At 66.8% G+C, this 13505-nt stretch carries 16 protein-coding genes; 11 read left to right on the top strand and 5 right to left on the bottom strand.

Annotated features, from left to right (window positions below; translation table 11 throughout):
* Positions 1-111 precede the first annotated feature (111 nt).
* The 3 genes from QMZ16_RS07360 to alr are packed head-to-tail and all read right to left on the bottom strand — an operon-like array spanning position 112 to position 2587.
* Entirely contained in the window at positions 112-813 is a 702-nt protein-coding gene (locus tag QMZ16_RS07360; RefSeq protein WP_282602738.1) for an ATP-binding cassette domain-containing protein, read from the bottom strand.
* Positions 810-1574, bottom strand: a complete 765-nt coding sequence (locus QMZ16_RS07355) for an ABC transporter permease (RefSeq protein ID WP_282602737.1) — start codon at positions 1572-1574, stop codon at positions 810-812. The genes QMZ16_RS07360 and QMZ16_RS07355 overlap by 4 nt, the downstream gene beginning before the upstream one ends.
* Positions 1571-2587: an alanine racemase gene (alr, locus tag QMZ16_RS07350; protein WP_282602736.1), complete on the bottom strand. Its 1017-nt coding sequence runs from the start codon at positions 2585-2587 to the stop codon at positions 1571-1573. Before alr ends, QMZ16_RS07355 begins: the two co-directional genes overlap by 4 nt.
* A gap of 175 nt (positions 2588-2762) precedes the next feature.
* On the opposite strand from alr, the gene QMZ16_RS07345 reads away from it, so the two are divergent.
* The 7 genes from QMZ16_RS07345 (at position 2763) to QMZ16_RS07315 (ending at position 8653) form a co-directional block, all read left to right on the top strand.
* Positions 2763-4295: an acyl-CoA carboxylase subunit beta gene (locus tag QMZ16_RS07345; RefSeq protein ID WP_282602735.1), complete on the top strand. Its 1533-nt coding sequence runs from the start codon at positions 2763-2765 to the stop codon at positions 4293-4295.
* A gap of 203 nt (positions 4296-4498) precedes the next feature.
* The gene (locus QMZ16_RS07340; protein WP_022706680.1) at positions 4499-4654 is read left to right on the top strand and encodes a hypothetical protein; all 156 of its coding nucleotides are present in this window, start codon (positions 4499-4501) and stop codon (positions 4652-4654) included.
* Positions 4655-4738: 84 nt separating this feature from the next.
* Positions 4739-5149 carry a hypothetical protein gene (locus tag QMZ16_RS07335; protein ID WP_022706681.1) on the top strand — a complete coding sequence of 137 codons (411 nt, stop codon included), beginning with the start codon at positions 4739-4741 and terminating at the stop codon, positions 5147-5149.
* A gap of 79 nt (positions 5150-5228) precedes the next feature.
* Complete coding sequence (locus tag QMZ16_RS07330; RefSeq protein ID WP_245540317.1) at positions 5229-5513, top strand: hypothetical protein; 285 nt, start codon at positions 5229-5231, stop codon at positions 5511-5513.
* Positions 5514-5588: 75 nt separating this feature from the next.
* Positions 5589-5798 (top strand): hypothetical protein, encoded by a 210-nt coding sequence (locus QMZ16_RS07325; RefSeq protein WP_022706683.1) that lies wholly within the window; start codon positions 5589-5591, stop codon positions 5796-5798.
* A gap of 102 nt (positions 5799-5900) precedes the next feature.
* Entirely contained in the window at positions 5901-7946 is a 2046-nt protein-coding gene (locus QMZ16_RS07320; RefSeq protein ID WP_282602734.1) for an acetyl/propionyl/methylcrotonyl-CoA carboxylase subunit alpha, read from the top strand.
* A complete protein-coding gene (locus QMZ16_RS07315) occupies positions 7943-8653 on the top strand; it encodes a hypothetical protein (RefSeq protein ID WP_282602733.1) in 711 nt (236 codons plus the stop codon). The genes QMZ16_RS07320 and QMZ16_RS07315 overlap by 4 nt, the downstream gene beginning before the upstream one ends.
* On the opposite strand, the gene QMZ16_RS07310 is transcribed toward QMZ16_RS07315, so the two are convergent.
* A complete protein-coding gene (locus QMZ16_RS07310) occupies positions 8619-8813 on the bottom strand; it encodes a hypothetical protein (protein WP_022706687.1) in 195 nt (64 codons plus the stop codon). The two genes, QMZ16_RS07315 and QMZ16_RS07310, sit on opposite strands and share 35 nt — an antisense overlap.
* A gap of 81 nt (positions 8814-8894) precedes the next feature.
* The gene (locus QMZ16_RS07305; protein ID WP_282602732.1) at positions 8895-9431 is read right to left on the bottom strand and encodes a DUF4174 domain-containing protein; all 537 of its coding nucleotides are present in this window, start codon (positions 9429-9431) and stop codon (positions 8895-8897) included.
* Positions 9432-9488: 57 nt separating this feature from the next.
* Here QMZ16_RS07305 and scpA point away from each other — a divergent pair, with 57 nt between their 5' ends.
* The 4 genes from scpA (at position 9489) to QMZ16_RS07285 (ending at position 13500) form a co-directional block, all read left to right on the top strand.
* Positions 9489-11624, top strand: a complete 2136-nt coding sequence (scpA, locus tag QMZ16_RS07300; RefSeq protein ID WP_282602731.1) for a methylmalonyl-CoA mutase — start codon at positions 9489-9491, stop codon at positions 11622-11624.
* A 91-nt stretch (positions 11625-11715) separates the two neighbouring features.
* A complete protein-coding gene (locus tag QMZ16_RS07295; protein ID WP_282602730.1) occupies positions 11716-12540 on the top strand; it encodes a glycosyl transferase in 825 nt (274 codons plus the stop codon).
* Positions 12537-13073: a hypothetical protein gene (locus tag QMZ16_RS07290; RefSeq protein WP_282602729.1), complete on the top strand. Its 537-nt coding sequence runs from the start codon at positions 12537-12539 to the stop codon at positions 13071-13073. Before QMZ16_RS07295 ends, QMZ16_RS07290 begins: the two co-directional genes overlap by 4 nt.
* Positions 13057-13500, top strand: coding sequence for an isoprenylcysteine carboxylmethyltransferase family protein (locus QMZ16_RS07285; RefSeq protein ID WP_282602728.1), 444 nt, complete (start codon positions 13057-13059; stop codon positions 13498-13500). The genes QMZ16_RS07290 and QMZ16_RS07285 overlap by 17 nt, the downstream gene beginning before the upstream one ends.
* Positions 13501-13505 lie beyond the last annotated feature (5 nt).

Genomic DNA, 13505 nt, shown 5'->3' with positions numbered 1-13505 from the left:
ATCTCTCTCCTGCTCAGGCGATTTACCCAATGGTGGCAATCGGGAAGGATTCTTGCAAGGGCATGCGGACATGCCATTTGATGAAACGGCAGGCAGCCGCGCGGGGTTGCATCACGCCTGAAGAAAGGCCGCAAGCGCCGGGGCCGTGTCCATTTCGGAAACCGGACCGTCATGGACGATACGTCCCGCTTGCAAAAGCGCCACGCGGTCGCCAATCTTGCGCACGGACGCCATGTCGTGGGTGATGGTGATCGCCGTCGCCCCCTGATCGCGGACGATGTCGCGGATCAGCGCGTCGATTTCCCGCGCGCGGATCGGGTCCAGCCCGGTCGTCGGCTCGTCGAAGAAGATCACCTTCGGATCGTCGGCGATTGCACGGGCAAGCCCTGCCCGCTTGGCCATGCCGCCCGACAGCTGCGCGGGCATCAGGTCCGCGGTCTCGGGCGGGAGGCCGACGCGGGCCAGCTTCTCCAGCGCGATGGCGCGCGCACGGGATGCGGGTATCCGGCGGCGCAGGCGAAAGGCGACGTTCTGCCAGACCGGAAGGCTGTCGAACAGCGCGGCGCCCTGGAACAGCATCCCGAACCCCGCTAGGAATTCGGGCATGCGCCGCGCATCCAGCGGCTGGCCGTTCCATGTCACCTGCCCCGCATCGGGATGTTCGAGGCCAAGAATGCAGCGCAGAAGCACGGATTTGCCGGTGCCGGACTGGCCGATGACACACAGGCTCTGGCCTGCGTCGACATGCAGATCGACGCCGCGGAGCACCGGTTTCGCGCCGAAGGATTTCGTCAGGCCGCGGATCCCGATCATTCGAAGAAGATCCCCGTCAGCACGAAATTCGCGGCAAGGATGCCGACGGCGGCGGCGACGACGGCACCGGTCGTGGCACGCCCGACCCCTGCCGCGCCCCTGCCCGCGCGCATCCCGAACCAGCATCCCGACAGCGCGACGATCAGCCCGAAGGCCGCCCCCTTCAGCAGCCCCGACGCGATGTCCCACGCCTGCAGATAGGCCCAGCTGTCCGCGACATAGCGCGACGACACGAACCCGAGCGAGTTCGTCCCGACCAGCCAGCCGCCCATGATCCCGATGATGTCGCCAACCGCGACCAGCACCGGAACCGAGACGATCGCCGCCCACAGTCGCGGCGTCACCAGCCAGCGCAGCGGGTCCGTCGAGAGGGTCACCAGCGCGTCGATCTGTTCGGTGACGCGCATGGTCCCGATCTCGGCGGCGATGCTGCTGGCGACGCGAGCCGCGACCATCAGGCCGCCCAGCACGGGGCCGAGTTCGCGCACCATGCCGATCGCGACGATGGCGGGAACGACATCGGTGGCCTGGAAACGCTCGCCCCCGGAATGGATCTGCAGGGCCAGCGCGGCTCCGGTGAACAGCGCGGTCAGCCCGACCACGGGCAGCGACAGCCAGCCGATCTGGAAGATCTGGCGCCCCAGCTCGGGCATCCCCGAAGGGCGCAGACCCAGCAGGCCGCGCAGGGCGAACAGCGCGACCGCCCCGATGCCGCGTAGCGAGGCGATCGCGTGGCGTCCGATCAGCCGGACTGGGTTCACAGATAGGTCCGCTGGTAACGCTGGCGCAGCGCCGTCAGGATCTCGTATCCGATGGTGCCTGCGTGATCCGCGACCGTGTCGATGGGCTGTTCGGGACAGATCAGGTCCAGCCGGTCCGGAACGCTGTCCAGCGCGGTCACATCCACCGTGATCAGGTCCATCGAGACGCGCCCGACGATGGGGCACGCGACGCCGCCCGCAAAGACCGACGCCCCGCTGGAGGACAATGCACGCAGGATGCCATCGGCATAGCCCGCATCGACCGTCGCGATCCGGCTGTCGCGTTCGGCATGCCACGTCGCGCCATAACCGACCATCTCGCCCGCCTTCACGTCGCGCGTCTGGATCACGCGCAGCGACAGGCGCACGACCGGACGCGCATCGGCGAAGGGCATGCCGCCATAGAGCCCGACGCCGGGCCGGACCAGGTCGAAATGGTAATCCGGACCCAGCAGGATGCCGCCCGTCGCCGCCAGCGAACGCGGCACGCCGCAGCCTTCCGTCATCTCGCGGAAGGCCTTGAGCTGCGCAGCATTGGCGGGGTGGTCGGGCTCATCGGCGCAGGCAAGGTGCGACATGATGAAGGCGGGACCGGCGGCCACCGCCTCGTCGCGGATGGCGGCCCATTCGGCGGCCTCCATCCCCAGGCGGTTCATGCCGCTGTCCAGCTGGATCGCGAAGGGCTTGCCCGGACGCATGGCGCGGTCGCGGAAGAACTGCTCGGGGCTGTTCAGGACGGGCACCAGGCCGGTCAGGTCCTCGCCCTCCATGTGTCCCGACAGGATGTTGATCACCGCGTCGTCGGGCAGAAGCGGACGCAGCGCGCGCCCCTCGGAGGCCAGCGCCACGAAGAAGTCGCGCACGCCGCTGTCATACAGCGCGGGGGCGACCTTCGCGGCCCCCAGCCCGTATGCGTCGGCCTTGACGACGGCTGCGGCCCGTGCACCGGGCGCCTTGGCGGCCAGTGCGGCGTGATTGGCCAGGATGGCCTGAATATCGATCTGCAAACCCATGCGGGATTGACTGCCCCCCTTGCCCTGCCGCGTCAAGTGGTTCCGGCATGCGCCATTTGCACCTTTGCGATTTGCGATCCGCCCTGCCCGCATAGTTTGCAAATTTTCCCGATTTTCCTTGGCGGCCCAACCGGTTCGGGGCTACCGTCGCGATGTCGGACCAAGAGGAGCTTCCATGAAGGACATTCTTGAAGAGCTTGAACGCCGCCGCGAACAGGCGCGGCTCGGCGGCGGCCAGCGCCGGATCGACGCGCAGCATGCCCGCGGCAAGCTGACCGCGCGCGAACGGATCGAATTGCTGGTCGACGAGGACAGCTTCGAAGAGTTCGACATGTTCGTGGCCCACCGCTCGACCGATTTCGGGATGCAGGACGACCGCCCCTATGGCGACGGCGTCGTGACGGGCTGGGGCACGATCAACGGGCGCATGGTCTATGTGTTCAGCCAGGACTTCACCGTCTTCGGCGGGTCGCTGTCGGAAACCCATGCGCAGAAGATCTGCAAGATCATGGACATGGCGATGCAGAACGGCGCGCCGGTCATCGGCATCAACGACAGCGGGGGCGCGCGCATCCAGGAAGGCGTCGCCAGCCTTGCCGGCTATGCCGAGGTGTTCCAGCGCAACGTCATGGCCTCGGGCGTGGTCCCGCAGATCAGCGTCATCATGGGCCCCTGCGCAGGCGGGGCGGTCTATTCCCCCGCCATGACCGACTTCATCTTCATGGTCCAGGACACGTCCTACATGTTCGTGACGGGCCCCGATGTGGTCAAGACCGTCACCAACGAGGTCGTCACCGCCGAGGAACTGGGCGGCGCATCCACGCATACTAGGAAATCCTCGGTCGCGGATGGCGCGTTCCAGAACGATGTCGAGGCCCTGTCCGAGATCCGCCGCCTGTTCGACTTCCTGCCGCTGAACAACCGCGAGAAGGCGCCCACCCGCCCATTCTTCGACGATCCGTCGCGGATCGAACCCAGCCTGGACACGCTGATCCCCGACAACCCGAACCAGCCCTACGACATGAAGGAGCTGATCGCCAAGCTGGCGGACGAGGGCGACTTCTACGAGATCCAGAAGGATTTCGCCGCCAACATCGTCATCGGCTTCGTCCGGATCGAGGGGCAGACCGTCGGCGTCGTCGCGAACCAGCCGATGGTGCTGGCGGGCTGCCTGGACATCGACAGCTCTCGCAAGGCCGCGCGCTTCGTCCGCTTCTGCGACGCGTTCGAGATCCCGATCCTGACGCTGGTCGACGTGCCGGGCTTCCTGCCGGGAACGGCCCAGGAATATGGCGGCGTCATCAAGCATGGGGCGAAGCTGCTGTTCGCCTATGGCGAGGCGACGGTTCCGAAGGTGACGGTCATCACCCGCAAGGCCTATGGCGGGGCCTATGACGTGATGTCCTCGAAGCATCTGCGGGGCGATTTCAACTATGCCTGGCCCACGGCGGAAATCGCGGTGATGGGCGCCAAGGGCGCGGTCGAGATCCTCTATCGCAGCGAACTGGGCGACAAGGACAAGATCGCGGCCCGCACGAAGGATTACGAGGACCGCTTCGCCAACCCCTTCGTCGCCGCCGAGAAGGGCTTCATCGACGAGGTGATCCAGCCGCGTTCGACCCGCAAGCGCGTCGCCCGCGCCTTTGCCGCGTTGCGTGGCAAGCAGCTGGCGAACCCGTGGAAGAAGCACGACAACATCCCGCTGTGACGAACGATGACCGGGTCCATGCACAACCTCGTGAATGATGCAGCCGCGCCACAGGGGGGCACGGTTCTGACGCGCCCCGCGCGCGGCTCCTGTCTGGGGTGGCCGGGCGGCGGTATGATCCTGCGCAGGCAGCTCCGGCATCGGAGCGGTCTCAAACCGAGCAGCCGGACGCAACAACGTCCGCCTTACAGGAGCATGAATTCATGTCGAAGCGAATCGTTCTCGGCCTCGTCCTGGTGTCGGCCTTCGCCGCTTGCCAGCGCCAGCAGCCCGAAGTCTATGTCCCGACCGCGCCGGCAGCACCCGCTGCCGTCAACCCGGTCACGACCGAGCCGGTCTACCAGGGCAAGTTCGGCTGATCCGAACCGCCTGATCCAGACGTGCGGGCGGTCACCCTGCCCGCGCGCAGCCGCCCCTCACCACCAATCCGAAGGGGCGAAGCCATGCTGAAGCATCGCGGATTTCCCGGGCGCCTGCCCGGTACCGATTTCCAGTTCACCATCCGACGCGAGAACCGCAAGAAGGGCGCGACGCCCATCCAGCGACGAGAGCGCTTCAAGGACCGCAAGCCGGCCGACAAGAAGGCCGATGCGGGCTTCCTGTCTGCGCTGATCGCCAATTTCGGCGAAGAACCGTTCGAGCGCGGCAACCTGGACGCCGGACGCCTGTCCTGGCTGATCGGCCGAGAGGTCAAGCCCGTAGGCGAGTTCGACCCCGCCGATTACGACCAACTGCTGCAGGTCGACATGGCCGCAGCCGAGGCCGCCTTCCCCGAGCTGTTCGCCAAGGACGCGCCCGCCTTCGACTGGGACGATGTCGATTGGGACGACGACGACTTCGAGGACGAGGACTGATGCGCGGAGCGGCGCCCATCTGCCCGTCGTCACGGGCATGTCAGTTTGACGCGGGCAGCCGCCATGCGATAGTTACTCCATGCTGGAATTCAACTGCCCCGGAAAGGGGCCCCATCACAGGCAAACCAAAATGCAGAAAACCTTCGCTCTCCGCCTCGCCGGTCTCGCTCTCGTCGCAGCTGGCCTGTCGGCATGCTCGCCCGGTTACGGCGTCTCGGCCGACACGCAGCGCGCAGCCGGTGGCGCCGTTGCAGGTGCCGTCATCGCCAAGGCCCTGGACGAAGACATCGCGACCGGCGCGGCCCTGGGTGGCGCTGCGGGCGCACTGTGCGACGACGCCGGCGTCTGCCAGCGCCGCTACTGATAGGCGCGCCTGCGCCGAACCGAAAAGGCACGGCCCGCGTTCAGGGCCTGCCAAGTCATTCATAGGATCAGACACATGTCCAAGCTGTTTGCCGTCGCAATCGTCGGCGCGACCCTCGTTGCGGGGTGCACCCAGAACATCAACCCGACCGACACCGATCGCGCGCTCATCGGCGCTGGCGTCGGCGCGACCATCGCGCATGTCGGCGGCACGAATGTCGTCAAGGGCGCTGCCATCGGCGGCGCAGCAGGCGCGCTCTGCAACGACGTCCGTCTGTGCGAGTGATGCTCTGACCGCGCGCGCAGGTCGCGCGCGCCACACCTGATTGCCACCGTCCGCGGGTTTCCCCCGCGGGCGGTTTTTTCATGCCGCAAGGCCGGGGGGGCCATGTTCAAGAAGATCCTGATCGCGAACCGTGGGGAAATCGCCTGCCGCGTCATCAAGACCGCGCGCAAGCTGGGCATCGCAACCGTGGCCGTCTATTCCGACGCCGATCGCAACGCGCTGCATGTGCGCATGGCCGACGAGGCGGTGCATATCGGCCCGCCCCCGGCGAACCAGTCCTATATCGTGATCGACAAGATCATGGACGCCATCCGCCAGACCGGCGCCGAGGCCGTCCACCCCGGATACGGCTTCCTGTCCGAGAACCGCAAGTTCGCCGAGGCGCTGGAGGCCGAGGGCATCGCCTTCATCGGCCCGCCCTCGGGCGCGATCGAGGCGATGGGCGACAAGATCACCTCGAAGAAGATCGCCGCCGAGGCCGGTGTCAGCACGGTGCCCGGCTATATGGGCCTGATCGCGGATGCCGAGGAGGCGGTGCGCATCAGCGACCAGATCGGCTATCCGGTGATGATCAAGGCCAGCGCGGGCGGCGGCGGCAAGGGCATGCGGATCGCGTGGAACGCCGACGAGGCCCGTGAGGGGTTCCAGTCCTCGAAGAACGAGGCCGCGAACAGTTTCGGCGACGATCGCATCTTCATCGAGAAGTTCGTGACCCAGCCCCGCCATATCGAGATCCAGGTTCTGGCGGACCAGCACGGCAACGCGGTCTATCTGCACGAACGCGAATGTTCGATCCAGCGGCGGAACCAAAAGGTCATCGAAGAGGCCCCCTCGCCCTTCCTGGACGAGGAGACGCGCCGCGCGATGGGCGAACAGGCCGTGGCCCTTGCCAAGGCCGTCGATTACACCAGCGCGGGCACCGTCGAATTCATCGTGGACGGGCAGAAGAACTTCTACTTCCTGGAAATGAACACGCGCCTCCAGGTCGAACACCCGGTCACCGAACTGATCACCGGCGTCGATCTGGTCGAGCAGATGATCCGCGTCGCGGCCGGCGAAGCCCTGCCCTTCGCGCAGGACGACCTGAAGATCGACGGCTGGGCCATCGAAAGCCGCCTCTATGCCGAGGATCCCTATCGCAACTTCCTGCCCTCGATCGGGCGGCTGACGCGTTATCGCCCCCCCGAGGAGATCGCCGCAGGCCCGATGGTCGCGCAGCACAAGTGGCTGGCGCAGGGCACTGCGATGGGCAGCAGCGCCGTACGCAACGATACCGGCGTCTTCGAGGGCGGCGAGATCAGCATGTTCTACGACCCGATGATCGCCAAGCTGTGCACCTGGGCCCCCACGCGCGGCGAGGCGATCGAGGCCATGCGCGTCGCGCTGGACCGCTTCGAGGTCGAGGGGATCGGCCACAACCTGCCCTTCCTGTCGGCGGTGATGGACCACCCGCGCTTCGTGTCGGGCAAGATCACGACCGCCTTCATCGCCGAGGAATATCCCGAAGGGTTCGAGGGCGCGACCCTGCCCGAGGACGAGCTGCACCGCGTCGCCGCAGCAGCCGCCGCGATGCATCGCGTGTCCGAAATCCGCCGCAGCCGGATCAGCGGCCGCCTGGGCAACCATGAACGCCATGTGGGCGAGAACTGGGTCGTCACGCTGGACGGGCAGGAATTCCCCGTCCGCATCGCCGCCGACCGCGACGGCTCCAGCGTCGAGATCGCGGGCAAGACCATGCGCATCGAGAGCGACTGGCGCCCCGGCAGCAGCCTTGCGGTGCTGGATGTCGATGGCCGTCCGCTGGTGCTGAAGGTGGACCGGATCGCCGCCGGGATGCGGCTTCGCACGCGCGGCGCCGACATCAAGGCGCATGTCCGCCGCCCCCGCGCGGCCGAGCTGGCGCGCCTGATGCCCGTCAAGACGCCGCCCGACACCTCGAAGCTGCTGCTGTGCCCGATGCCCGGCCTTGTCGTCAGCATCGGTGTCGCCCCTGGCGACGAGGTGCAGGAGGGTCAGGCCCTTGCCACCGTCGAGGCGATGAAGATGGAGAACATCCTGCGTGCCGAGCGCAAGGGCGTGGTCAAGGCCGTGAATGCCGCCGCCGGCGACAGCCTCAAGGTCGACGACATCATCATGGAGTTCGAATGACGCTGTGCCTGCCCCTGCCCGGCTTCGACCCGTCCTGCAAGGCAGGCGACGGGCTGGCGGGGGTGCCCCCTCTGGACCTGTGGCTCAGCCCGCAATTGCAGCAGGCGCTGGTCGCGGGGGCGTTCCTGGCACTTGGCTGGCAGGTGGTCGCGTTCCAGAACCGCCGCCGCGACGACCGGCTGCGCGCCAAGCGCGAGGAAGACCTCCAGCGCGCCCTGCTGGCCGAGATCCGCGCCCATGTCGTGTCGCTGGAACAGCAGACCCCGGAGCCCGAGGATGCCGCGATCCTGATCGAGCGTGTCGCCTCGGGCGATCTGCTGCCGACCGTTCCCCAACATTCCAACGACCGCATCTTCGCCGCCGTCATCGACGAGATCCACATCCTGCCCGCGCCGGTGATCGACCCCATCGTGATCTATTACCGGTTGCTGTCGATCATGGAGGCGCTGGCCGCCGACCTTCGCCGCATCGCGCGCCGCGACAACCAGCGGGCGGCGCAGATGATGGCGGATTACCTGTCATTGATGGGAGAAACACGCGACACCGGGCTTCACGCCATGCGCGTGCTGACCGAATGCCTGCGCGGCGGCCCCAAGGCGGTCGAGCGGATGTACGAGGAAGAGGCCCGCAACCTGTCGCGGGACCTGCCGGGCGATCTGGCGGAAATGCGCGTCAGTAACCGATCTTCGGACCCGAGAGGCCGGTGATGGGACGCAACCCGATGGCACGCACGATCTCGTTTGCGCGGCTTGCGACCGGCGACTTGACCTTGGGTTCGGGGCGGATGACCTGCTGCTCGGACGCGGCAGGGCGGCGGGGCGCCTTGGGGGCGGTCCGTTCGGTGCGGTCTGCGCGCAGTGCTGGCATGGCGTCATCCTCCGTTCGGGGCGAATTGCCCGTCATCCCCCATGATATAGGGTTCGGCAGGCAAATCCACAAGTTTCACGCCTATCGCAGCGGTCGCCCGCGCCCGATCTCCTGCCTGCGCAGGGGCAGCCGGTCGATGGCGCGGCCGATCTCGCGGACGTCCCAGGGGCTGGGACGGCGGATCTTCACCTGCCCGTCCTTGTCGATCAGCACCAGCGAGAAGCCGCGCGGGCGCAGGTCCTGCCGCCAGATGCTGGCCGCCGACGGATCGCTGTCGGTGATCACCACCACGTCGCGATCGACCAGCTGCCGCGCATCGCGGCGCAACGCCTCGACCTGCTCGACGAAGGCCGGGTCGCCCGGCGTGTCGGCAAAGACCACGACGGGACGCGCGTTCCACAGGAAATCCGCAGGCTCGGCGCTGGCCGCATCCATGATGCGTAGCTGTTCCGCGGGGGCGTTTTCGGTCGCGTCGTCCTGCGCCGAGATCGGCGGCAGGCGGGCGGGATTGCGCTGCGGCACGCTGTCGCGGTCGGCCCCCGTTTCGGGCAACGACCCGTCGCGGGACGGGCCCATCGCGGCGACGGCCATCGCAAAAATCAGGAAAATCAACTTCATCGGCACCTCGTCATGTCCTGAATATAGGGCAGGACGCTTCCCGGGAAAGGATGCGACATGACAAAACCGACATTGCAGGACTGGCGCGCACTGGCCGAGAAAGAGCTGAAGGGCCGCGATCCCGACAGCCTGACTTGGGACACGCTGGAAGGCATCGCGGTCAAGCCGCTCTATACGCAGGCCGATACCGACGGGCTGGATCACATGAACAGCCTGCCGGGCATCGCGCCCTTCACGCGCGGTCCGCGCGCCACGATGTATGCAGGCCGCCCCTGGACGATCCGGCAATATGCGGGCTTTTCCACGGCCGAGGAATCGAACGCTTTCTATCGCCGCAACCTTGCGGCGGGTCAGCAGGGCGTCTCGGTGGCCTTCGACCTGGCCACCCATCGCGGCTATGACAGCGACCATCCGCGGGTCGAGGGCGATGTCGGCAAGGCGGGCGTCGCCATCGACAGCGTCGAGGACATGAAGATCCTGTTCGACGGCATCCCGCTGGACAAGGTCAGCGTCAGCATGACCATGAACGGCGCGGTGATCCCGATCCTTGCGAATTTCATCGTCGCGGGCGAGGAGCAGGGCCACGATAAATCGGTCCTGTCCGGCACCATCCAGAACGACATCCTGAAAGAGTTCATGGTGCGGAACACCTATATCTATCCGCCCGAACCCTCGATGCGGATCATTTCCGACATCATCGAGTTCACCAGCTCCGAGATGCCGCGCTTCAACAGCATCTCGATCTCTGGCTATCACATGCAAGAGGCCGGGGCGAACCTTGTGCAGGAGCTTGCCTATACGCTGGCCGACGGGCGCGAATACGTGCGCGCGGCCATCGCGGCGGGCATGGATGTCGATGCCTTCGCGGGACGGCTGTCCTTCTTCTTCGCCATCGGCATGAACTTCTTCATGGAGATCGCCAAGCTGCGCGCAGCGCGTCTGCTGTGGCACCGCATCATGGATGAATTCGGCGCGAAGAAGCCGGGGTCCAAGATGCTGCGCACCCATTGCCAGACCTCGGGTGTGTCGTTGCAGGAGCAGGATCCCTACAACAACGTGGTCCGCACCGCCTACGAGGCGATGTCGGCGGCCCTTGGCGGCACGCAGTCGCTGCACACCAACGCGCTGGACGAGGCCATCGCCCTGCCCACCGATTTCAGCGCCCGCATCGCGCGGAACACGCAGCTGATCCTGCAAGAGGAAACCGGCATCACCAATGTCGTCGATCCGCTGGCGGGGTCATATTACATCGAAAGCCTGACCGCCGAACTGGCCGAGAAGGCATGGGCCCTGATCGAAGAGGTCGAGGAGATGGGCGGCATGACCAAGGCCGTCGCATCCGGCATGCCCAAGCTGCGGATCGAGGAAACCGCCGCCCGTCGTCAGGCCCTGATCGACCGGGGCGAGGATGTGATCGTCGGCGTCAACAAGTACCGCAAGGACAAGGAAGACCCGATCGACATCCTGGACGTGGACAACGTCAAGGTCCGCGCCAGCCAGATCGCGCGGCTTGAAAACATCCGCGCCACCCGCGACGAGGCCGCCTGTCAGGCGGCGCTGGACGAACTTGCCCGCCGCGCCACGCAGGGCGGCAACCTGCTGGCCGCCGCCGTCGAGGCCGCCCGCGCCCGCGCAACCGTAGGGGAGATCAGCATGGCGATGGAAAAGGAATTCGGGCGTCACCGCGCCGAGGTAAAGACGCTGGCCGGTGTCTATGGCGCGGCCTACGAAGGCGACGAGGGCTTCGCCCAGATCCAGCGCGACGTGGAAACCTTCGCCGAGGAGGAAGGCCGCCGTCCCCGGATGCTGGTCGTCAAGATGGGTCAGGACGGCCACGACCGCGGCGCCAAGGTGATCGCGACCGCCTTTGCCGATATCGGCTTCGACGTCGATGTCGGCCCCCTGTTCCAGACCCCCGAGGAAGCCGCGCAGGATGCCGTGGACAACGACGTGCATGTCGTGGGCATCAGCAGCCAGGCCGCCGGTCACAAGACCCTTGCCCCCAAGCTGATCGAGGCGCTGAAGGCGCAGGGCGCGGGTGACATCCTTGTGATCTGCGGCGGTGTCATCCCGCAGCAGGATTACGAGTTCCTGCAGAAGGCCGGCGTCAAGGCGATCTTCGGGCCGGGCACCAACATCCCCTCGGCCGCGGCGGATATCCTGAAGCTGATCCGCGAGGCGCGTCAGGCCTGATCCCGCGCCGTCCGGGCCCAAGGTGCGGGCGGCGCTTGCGCTTGCCCTTGGCCGCCCGCTGTGGAACCTATCGGTCAGATCAGGAGGTCACATGAACGACGGACGCAACGGATCGGTCAAGCAGTTCATCTGCATCAAATGGGGCGAGAAGTTCGGCCCGGACTACGTGAACCGGCTTCATGGGATGATCTCTCGGAACGTGACGCCTCCGTTCCGGCTGTATTGCTTCACCGATGACGGAACCGGGCTGAACCCCGACATCGCCGTCCGACCCCTGCCCGATTTCGAATACCGCACGCCGCAGCGGACGCGGGGCAAATGGCCGAAATCGCGGCTCTGGGGCGATCTGGGCGACGTGACGGGCGTGGTCCTGTTCCTGGATCTGGACGTGGTGATCACCGGCGATCTGGACGGGTTCTTCGAATATGGCGATCCAGACGACACGATCCTAGGGCTGAACCCCAACACCCCGCTGGAGAAGATGGGCCAGACCTCGGTCTATCGCATGCGCGTGGGCAAGCTGGCCCCCCTGCAAGACATCTTCCGCGCCGATCCGCAGGCCGCCGCGGACAAGTACAAGTATGAACAGCGCTTCGTGACCCGCAACGCGCCGGGGGGCGTCAAGTTCTGGCCGCGCGGCTGGCTGGCGCATTTCCGGATGCATTGCATCCCGAACTTCCCGCTGAACTATTTCCGCGACGCGAAGATCCCGCCCAGGGCGCGGATCGTGATCTTTCCGGGCCTGGTCAATCCGCCCGACGCCATCGCGGGCCGCTGGTACGAGGATGGCGACCATGTTAGCCCGCGCGAACACCTGCGCCGCGCCTTCAACGGCCAGCGCCGCGAAAGCTTCGTGAAACACATGCGCCACTACGTCCGCCCCACCCCCTGGGTCGAGAGGCTGTGGCGCGAATGAGCCTGCCGCGCGCCCCTGACCGCCTGCCCGAGGACATGGCCGCCGCGCTTGGCCACGCGATCGCGGGTTTCGGCTTTCTCGAAGAGGCGCTGAAGCGTGCCATCTTCTCGTTGACGCGGCAGGGTCTGGGCGAGGATGCGACCGATCAGCAGCTGGAACGCTGGCTGAAGCGGATGGAGGATATCGCCGACGACTCGCTCGGCACGCTGATCGACAGCTTCGGCGCGGCGATGAAGCACGCACGGATCGCCGAACGCGAGGTTCTGGTCGAGCGACTGGGCGTCCAGCGCCTGCGCCGCAACCTGCTGTGCCATGCCAGCTGGCGTCCTGGCCGGACACCGGGCGCCTGGCACCCCACCTTCATCAACACGCGCGGCGAACGCCATCCCGACGACATGACCGCCGAGGATATCCAAGAGATCCACGCCGAGACCCTGCGCATCGCCCGCCGCGTCGTCTCGATCATGCGCGAAACCGGGATCGAGGGCGAATGGGTCGCCGAGTGGGAGGACGAGGATGCATCTGCCCGCTGACTATCCCCCGATCTGGCTGGCGGGCTTCGTGGCAGGCGCATGGGGTCTTGGCCGCGTCCTTCCCGCGGGCCCCGGCTGGCTGGTCTGGCCGGGTCGCGCGCTGGTAGTGCTGGGCCTTCTGCTGATGGCATGGGCCGCCGCGACGATGCTGGCCGCGCGGACCACCGTCGATCCGCATGGCAGCCCGCAGGCCCTCGTCACGCACGGGCCGTTCCGCCTGTCGCGCAACCCGATCTATCTGGGCGACCTCATGATCCTCGTGGGTCTGTCCCTGTCCTTCGGGGCCTGGATCGCCGCGCCCGCCCTGGGCTGGCTGTTCGCCCGTATCGTGACGACCCTCTTCATCACCCCCGAAGAGGCACGGCTCGCGCAGGCATTTCCGTTGCAGTTCGCGCAATTCCGGGCCCGAACGCGCCGCTGGATCTGACGCAT

It is taken from the genome of Paracoccus sp. PARArs4 (genome assembly GCF_947311865.1).
Classification (GTDB): domain Bacteria; phylum Pseudomonadota; class Alphaproteobacteria; order Rhodobacterales; family Rhodobacteraceae; genus Paracoccus; species Paracoccus zeaxanthinifaciens.
Note: the sequence above shows the minus strand (reverse complement) of the source record. Positions and strands in the feature narration are given on the sequence as shown.